This is a genomic window from Romboutsia sp. (assembly GCF_051659545.1).
Lineage (GTDB): Bacteria > Bacillota > Clostridia > Peptostreptococcales > Peptostreptococcaceae > JBOFOR01.
In genome coordinates this window covers 1-5,145 of the sequence record NZ_JBOFOR010000059.1, presented here as the reverse complement: position 1 = coordinate 5,145, position 5,145 = coordinate 1, and the positions used below count along the sequence as shown (strand labels likewise).

The window sequence follows — 5,145 nt, the reverse complement described above, 5'->3', positions numbered from 1 at the left end:
AGATGGTCTGATTTAGGAAGGGCTAATGACATAGCCCCTATGGTGAGGTCATACTTCGATACTAGAAATAGACTTCGATTTAATCACTTGCTAATCTCAATGAATCCCCTAGCTTTAGCTATGGGCGAGAATGTCAAAGATTCTTTGGTTTTTATTAATATAAAAATATATTATAATAAAAACTAGATAAATAAAAAGATAATATATCATTAACAAGAATACAAAGCAAAATGGGCTAAGGGGGAACCAAGGATGAATTATGAAGAATCACTAAAGTACATAGAAGAAACTCACAAATTTGGGGTAAGATTAGGTTTAGATAATATAGGTAAGTTATTAGAACTTTTAGGAAATCCACAAGAAAAATTGAATATAATACATGTTGCTGGAACTAATGGAAAAGGATCAACGTGTTCATTTATAAGTAGCGTATTAAAAGAAGCAGGGTATAAAGTAGGGCTTTATACATCTCCATTCTTAGAAACATTTACAGAAAGAATAAGGGTAAATGGTGAAAATGTACCAGAAGAAGATGTAGCAAGGATAGTTACTTTAATAAAAGAAAAAATAGAGCAAATGGTAAGTGAAGGTTACTCATATCCAACAGAGTTTGAAATAGTAACTGCTATGGCATTCTACTATTATAGTGAGCAAAAAACAGATTACGTAGCTCTTGAAGTTGGAATGGGAGGAAGATATGATGCAACTAATATAATAAATAAATCAGAGGTTAGTGTAATAACATCTATAAGTTTAGATCATATAGGAATACTTGGAGATACTGTTGAAAAGATAGCTTACGAAAAAGGTGGAATAATCAAAGAAAATGGAACGGTTATTGTATATGACCAAAGTGATGCAGTTAAAAATGTAATTAAGAATATATGCAAAGATAAAAATGCTAAATATATAGAAGTAAAATTTGATAATATAGAAATTAAACAATCAGATATATACTCTCAAACATATGACTGCAAAGTAATTAAAAAAGAATATAAAGACTTAGAAATAAAGCTAATAGGAGACCATCAAATAAATAATTCTATGTTAGCATTAAGTGTTATAGAGTATCTAAAAGAAAATAAAAACTTAAATATAAGTGAAGAAACTATAAAAAAAGGTCTTATAAATACAAGATGGCCTGGAAGAATAGAAAAAATAAAAGAAAACCCTGTATTTATAATAGATGGAGCTCACAATGAAGATGGAGCGAGATCTTTAGCTAAAGCAATAAAAAAGAACTTTGAAGGTAAAAAATTAACTCTTTTAATAGGAATGTTAGAAGATAAAGACATAGAAGGTGTACTAGAAATACTTATCCCTAACTTCAATAAGGTAATAACTACAACTCCAGATAATACAAGAGCAATAAGCTGTGAAGTACTAAAAGAAAAGATATCTAAATATGTAGATAATGTTGTAGCAAAACCACAAATAGAAGAAGCTGTAAAATATACACTAGAAAATGCTTGTGAAGAGGACATAATAATAAGTGCAGGCTCGCTGTATATGATAGGTACAGTTAGAACATTAGTAAACGCTAAATAGATTATATAGAAAGAGAAGGTGGTTGTATCAACCACCTTCTCTAATTTTAATTTATTGTAATGTTTCACGTATAGCTTTAGCTAATTGATCAGGGCAAGAAGTGGATTTTCCACCACAAGGTATACCTTTTAATTTATCAGCTACATCGTTAGCCTCTTGACCTATAGCTAAATGCTTAATCCCTATTAAGTTACCAGGACAACCCCCAATAAAATCAACGTTAGTAATAATGTTGTTGTCATCAATTTCAAGAATCATTTCTTTACAGCAAACACCACTAGGTTTAAATGTTATTTTCATAATATAAAACTCCTATGTCTATTAATATTGTTAACATAATAATACACAAAAGAAAGTCATAATACAAGCATCATGTTTAATATATTATCATAGTATATGTATTATAAAGAAAGGAGGAGATTATTTGAAAGTATATATTTCTAATTATCTATCGAAAAGCATAAGTATATTAAATTATCCTAATTTTGATCTAGAAAAAGAAATTGAGTTAGAAGAGGATATATATCCTCAACATTTCTGCGTAGATAAAGATAAGAATCTAATGTATATACCAGGAACTTCAGATGGGATAATATATATTTTAGATTTAGAAAAGGATAAAATAATAGACAATATTTCCATAGGTGGTAGCCTAACTCAAATAGCGTTATTTAATGGGGAGCTATTTGTATCAAATGAAGATTCAAATAGTATATATATACTAGATAAAGATACTGCAAATCCTATTGGTGTTATAGAAGTAGATGAGATGCCTCACAGATTTGACTTTGATGAAAAAAATAGTAAATTATATGTATCTTGTATAAATTCTATAGTTTGTATAGACACATTAAGTAAGTGTATATATAAAAAAGTAGATACTGAATTTAAAATGTGGAATGTGAACATAGATAAAGAGAAAAGAGAAATATATACACTAACTTTAGATGGAAAACTCATAATATTAGACGAAGAAACTATGAGTGTGATAAACGTACTAGAGGAATTTTTACTACCTATTCAAATTTGTTTTGATTATAGTCATAATAAAGTTTATGTAGTAGATTTAGGATACCGAAACGTTAGGGTTTTAGAATATTCTACAGGTAAATACTTAAGAAATATAGAAATAAATGGAGATCCACAAGGATTACAAATATCTAATGATGAAAAATTGTTATTTGTATCTGATGGTCAAAAAAATTCTATAAAAATATATGATACCTCGAATTATTTGTTAATAAAAGAAGTGAAAGTAGGAAAAGAGCCTACAACAATAGTATGTGTGTAGGCTTAATGGCTATCACGTATAAGTAAATCTATAACTTCTGCATACATATAAGAAGCATTTTTCTTCCAATTGTTACAGATGAGCATAGCCTGTTTCTCCGAAGAAACATTTAAATTTAAATCTATTAAATTAGATTGATTTTCTATAACTCTTAAATTAACAATAAATTCATGATTACTTTGCTTTACAAAGCTAGATTTTACCTGAGTATCAGATAATAAACTTTCTTTATTGTTAACTATATACTCATCTATTTTTTTTGTTACATCTTGAGGTATTCTAGATAAAAAATATTCTAAAATTTCAAGACCTTTTTGAGTAATAGAGTAATATTCTCTATCAGAGTCATTGTATGTAGTCAAAAATTTAGATTCCATAAGCTGAGATAAAAACTGCTGTAGAGAAAAATAGTTAATCATTTCTGTTTCTAGAACAACTTGAGTTATTTGAGAATTAGTTAAATCCATATTAATTTTATTTAATAAATATAAAATTAAAAGCTTATTAGAAGCTAATTCTTCAGATGAGTTTTCAAACATAATATCATCCTCCGTAAACTATTTCTATATAATATATTAAACTAAAATATATAAAAATAAAAGCACTATTTATGTAATATTATTTTAATAAGAAAATTTATATGCAAAAAGGCTACCAAAATGGTAGCCTTTTTCTTACCTAGATGTCAGAATTTACTATTTACTTTCCAGCCATTTGGTTTTCAGCCATTTCAACTAACTTCTTAGTCATGTATCCACCAACATAACCATTTTGTCTAGCAGTCAAATTACCTTTATCAACTGTTTCGTAATTAGCTAAACCTATTTCGTTAGCTATTTCTAGTTTCATTTGATTTAATGCAGCCTTAGCTGCTGGAACTGCTTTTTTACTTGACATAGTAGAATTCCTCCTTAAGTTGATGTTTCACAACAACTATGTGTTGTTGTTGATAATAATTTACCCAAAACATAAATATATATACTTTATTTGAAAAAATATTTTGTTTTGAATTAATTTTGTTGAAATGTTTAATTTATTTGTATTTTTTAGATATTTTTATTTTCTTGTCTTTTCTAATCCCTTCCTGAATGCCATGTGCTTCTCTTAAATAGTGTCTATTTTCAAATTTTATAGTTTCCCTACCTGTTTCAACTTGATGACCTTTAATGTTGTTAAATTCGCTTCTAATATTTGACATAAATACACCACCTTTTTTTAAGATTAATATTAAGTTTCCCCAATAATAGATTTATTGTTGTAGTAATTTTTTGAAATAAAAAAATTAAATAGTTTCTAGTATTAATGAAATAAAAGGGGAATATAATGTAATAGAGTAGTATTCAATAAGGACATAAAAATTTAATTATATATATAAATTTATGGGGAGGTTTAATCAATGTTAAATTTAGTAAGAGGATTACTTTTAGTATTTACAGTATTCTTTGCAACTGTATTTGGTAAAGATTTAGTAAAGGCAAAAAAAGAAGGTACATTAGAGAATGATAATGTAGTAAAAGCTAGTTTTATTGGATTAATAACTGATTTCTTTGATACTTTAGGTATAGGTTCATTTGCACCAACTGTTGCATTATCAAAAGCATTAAAATTAAATATACCAGATAAAAATATACCGGGAACATTGAATGTTGCTCATACTATACCAGTTATTATAGAAGCTTTAATATTTACAACTGTTATAAAAGTAGATTCTCTAACATTAATAACTATGGTAGGTGCATCTGTTGTAGGTTCTTATATAGGTGCAGGTGTTATATCTAGAATGGAAGAAAAGAAAATACAATTAATCATGGGTATAGCATTAGCTATTACCGCAATATTAATGTTATTAGGTCACCCAAAAATCAACTTAATGCCTATAGGTGGAGATGCAATTGGTCTTACTGGAATAAAGTTAGTTTTAGGTGTAATAGGCAATTTTATACTAGGTGCACTTATGACAGCTGGAGTTGGATTATATGCTCCATGTATGGCTTTAGTTTATTTCTTAGGAATGTCTCCAGCAGTTGCATTCCCAATAATGATGACTTCTTGCGCAATGTTAATGCCAGTAGCTAGTACAAAATTTATAAAAGAGCAAGCATATGCTAAGAAAGTTTCTTTATGTATAGCTGTATTTGGTTCAATTGGTGTATTATTAGCTGCTTATTGGGTAAAATCGATGCCTATGGAGTTATTAAAGGCTTTAGTTATAGTAGTTATAGCGTATACATCAGTTACAATGTTAAAAGCTGTATATAAAGCTAACAAAGTATCAGAAGAAGTTAAGTAATAAATATACAATACAA

8 protein-coding genes are annotated in these 5,145 nt (G+C 27.7%); 4 read left to right on the top strand and 4 right to left on the bottom strand.

Features of this window, described 5'->3' with window-relative positions; all coding sequences use genetic code 11:
• On the top strand, nucleotides 1-186 hold a 186-nt coding region (locus ACRC03_RS03350; protein WP_438651135.1), incomplete at its 5' end, for a hypothetical protein.
• 66 nt (nucleotides 187-252) lie between these two features.
• Complete coding sequence (locus tag ACRC03_RS03345; protein WP_438651134.1) at nucleotides 253-1,548, top strand: bifunctional folylpolyglutamate synthase/dihydrofolate synthase; 1,296 nt, start codon at nucleotides 253-255, stop codon at nucleotides 1,546-1,548.
• A 51-nt stretch (nucleotides 1,549-1,599) separates the two neighbouring features.
• Here the strand turns inward: ACRC03_RS03345 and ACRC03_RS03340 are convergent, their stop codons facing one another.
• Nucleotides 1,600-1,848 (bottom strand): TIGR03905 family TSCPD domain-containing protein, encoded by a 249-nt coding sequence (locus ACRC03_RS03340; RefSeq protein ID WP_438651133.1) that lies wholly within the window; start codon nucleotides 1,846-1,848, stop codon nucleotides 1,600-1,602.
• 124 nt (nucleotides 1,849-1,972) lie between these two features.
• Here ACRC03_RS03340 and ACRC03_RS03335 point away from each other — a divergent pair, with 124 nt between their 5' ends.
• Nucleotides 1,973-2,839, top strand: coding sequence for a YncE family protein (locus tag ACRC03_RS03335; protein ID WP_438651132.1), 867 nt, complete (start codon nucleotides 1,973-1,975; stop codon nucleotides 2,837-2,839).
• A gap of 2 nt (nucleotides 2,840-2,841) precedes the next feature.
• Here the strand turns inward: ACRC03_RS03335 and ACRC03_RS03330 are convergent, their stop codons facing one another.
• The 3 genes from ACRC03_RS03330 to ACRC03_RS03320 all read right to left on the bottom strand — a co-directional run bounded on the left by ACRC03_RS03330 (nucleotide 2,842) and on the right by ACRC03_RS03320 (nucleotide 4,037).
• Nucleotides 2,842-3,378 (bottom strand): DUF4364 family protein, encoded by a 537-nt coding sequence (locus ACRC03_RS03330; protein ID WP_438651131.1) that lies wholly within the window; start codon nucleotides 3,376-3,378, stop codon nucleotides 2,842-2,844.
• 160 nt (nucleotides 3,379-3,538) lie between these two features.
• Entirely contained in the window at nucleotides 3,539-3,736 is a 198-nt protein-coding gene (locus tag ACRC03_RS03325; protein WP_438647924.1) for a small, acid-soluble spore protein, alpha/beta type, read from the bottom strand.
• A 136-nt stretch (nucleotides 3,737-3,872) separates the two neighbouring features.
• Nucleotides 3,873-4,037, bottom strand: coding sequence for a hypothetical protein (locus tag ACRC03_RS03320; RefSeq protein ID WP_438651130.1), 165 nt, complete (start codon nucleotides 4,035-4,037; stop codon nucleotides 3,873-3,875).
• Between the two features lie 198 nt (nucleotides 4,038-4,235).
• Here ACRC03_RS03320 and ACRC03_RS03315 point away from each other — a divergent pair, with 198 nt between their 5' ends.
• Nucleotides 4,236-5,129: a TSUP family transporter gene (locus ACRC03_RS03315; protein ID WP_438651129.1), complete on the top strand. Its 894-nt coding sequence runs from the start codon at nucleotides 4,236-4,238 to the stop codon at nucleotides 5,127-5,129.
• The last annotated feature ends 16 nt before the right edge of the window (nucleotides 5,130-5,145 follow it).

What these genes read in the sequence shown, in the direction of transcription:
- ACRC03_RS03330 (WP_438651131.1), bottom strand. Translation starts at nt 3,378, where the DNA reads ATGTTTGAAAACTCATCTGAAGAATTAGCTTCTAATAAGCTTTTAATT.
- ACRC03_RS03320 (WP_438651130.1), bottom strand. Translation starts at nt 4,037, where the DNA reads ATGTCAAATATTAGAAGCGAATTTAACAACATTAAAGGTCATCAAGTT.
- ACRC03_RS03345 (WP_438651134.1), top strand. Translation starts at nt 253, where the DNA reads ATGAATTATGAAGAATCACTAAAGTACATAGAAGAAACTCACAAATTT.
- ACRC03_RS03315 (WP_438651129.1), top strand. Translation starts at nt 4,236, where the DNA reads ATGTTAAATTTAGTAAGAGGATTACTTTTAGTATTTACAGTATTCTTT.
- ACRC03_RS03340 (WP_438651133.1), bottom strand. Translation starts at nt 1,848, where the DNA reads ATGAAAATAACATTTAAACCTAGTGGTGTTTGCTGTAAAGAAATGATT.
- ACRC03_RS03325 (WP_438647924.1), bottom strand. Translation starts at nt 3,736, where the DNA reads ATGTCAAGTAAAAAAGCAGTTCCAGCAGCTAAGGCTGCATTAAATCAA.